This window comes from Oleiphilus sp. HI0123 (assembly GCF_001635315.1).
Window position 1 is genome coordinate 1 of the sequence record NZ_LWGE01000470.1, and the last position, 1456, is coordinate 1456.

The 1456-nt window shown below is 46.0% G+C and carries 2 protein-coding genes; both read left to right on the forward strand.

Annotated elements, in window-relative coordinates:
* A partial coding sequence (locus A3761_RS04495) for a cbb3-type cytochrome c oxidase subunit I (protein WP_197472818.1) occupies window positions 1–777 on the forward strand: 777 nt, incomplete at its 5' end.
* An 11-nt stretch (window positions 778–788) separates the two neighbouring features.
* Window positions 789–1394: a cytochrome-c oxidase, cbb3-type subunit II gene (gene ccoO, locus A3761_RS04500; protein WP_068749898.1), complete on the forward strand. Its 606-nt coding sequence runs from the start codon at window positions 789–791 to the stop codon at window positions 1392–1394.
* Window positions 1395–1456 lie beyond the last annotated feature (62 nt).

Sequence of the window (1456 nt, forward strand, 5' to 3'; positions counted from 1 at the left end):
GGCTTCTTGGGCATTATGTACTACTTCGTTCCTAAACAGACTGGCAAGCCAGTTTATTCTTACAGACTATCTATTATTCATTTCTGGTCACTGATTTCTTTATATGTATGGGCAGGCGCTCACCACCTACATTACAGCGCTCTTCCTGACTGGGCACAGAGTGCGGGCATGATCATGTCCCTAGTCCTACTAGCTCCATCATGGGGTGGTATGATCAACGGTATGATGACGCTTTCTGGTGCATGGCATAAACTACGTACTGACCCAGTACTACGTTTCTTGGTTGTATCGCTTTCTTTCTATGGCATGTCTACTTTCGAAGGTCCGATGATGTCTATCAAGACTGTAAACGCGCTATCTCACAACACTGACTGGACTATTGGGCACGTTCACTCTGGTGCACTCGGTTGGGTAGCGATGATTTCTATCGGTGCGGTTTATCACTTGATTCCAAAGCTTTATGGCATTAAAGAAATGTATAGCACGTCTATGATCAACCTACACTTCTGGTTAGCGACTGCCGGCACGGTTCTATACATCGCCGCAATGTGGGTAAACGGTATTATGCAGGGCCTAATGTGGCGTGCAGTAAACAATGACGGTACCCTTACCTACAGCTTTGTAGAGTCTTTAGAAGCAAGTCATTCTGGTTATCTTGTTCGTGCAATTGGTGGTGCTATCTTCTTGTCAGGTATGCTTATCATGGCCGTGAACGTTTGGCTAACCATTAAGCAGAAAGATGCGAAAGCACTTGATACCGTGACTGAAGCAGCTTAGGAGAAGAGTCAATGAATCATGAGATAATAGAAAAAAACCTTGGCTTGATGATCCCTCTGATTGTCGTAGCTATCAGTTTTGGTTTCTTGGTAGAAGCAGTTCCACTGTTCTTCCACAAAGACATGCAAACCCCCATTGAAGGTCTGAAGCNACATACCGCTTTAGAACTTGAGGGTCGTGATATCTATATTCGTGAAGGTTGTCACACCTGTCACACGCAGATGATCAGACCTTTCCGCGCTGAGACTGAACGTTACGGTCATTACTCAGTTGCCGGAGAGCATGTTTATGAGCACCCATTCCTATGGGGTTCTAAGCGTACTGGTCCTGATCTGGCTCGTGTTGGTGGTCGCTATAGTGACGACTGGCAACGTGCTCACCTTTATAACCCACGTAATGTTGTACCTGAGTCCAAAATGCCGTCCTACCCTTGGTTGTTTACAGCTATCGTAGACCACAAAGGTACTGCTGCGAAAATGGAAGCACTTCGTACAGTAGGCGTTCCCTACACCGACGAAGACATTGCCGGTGCAGCAGAAGCGGTGAAAGGTAAAACAGAAATCGAAGCTATGGTTGCGTATCTACAGCAGCTTGGCACCGTTCTTAAGAACAAGTAAGAACCAATATTATGGATATCAACACGTTACGCGGTCTATCTACCATCTTGGTCATGATCGCC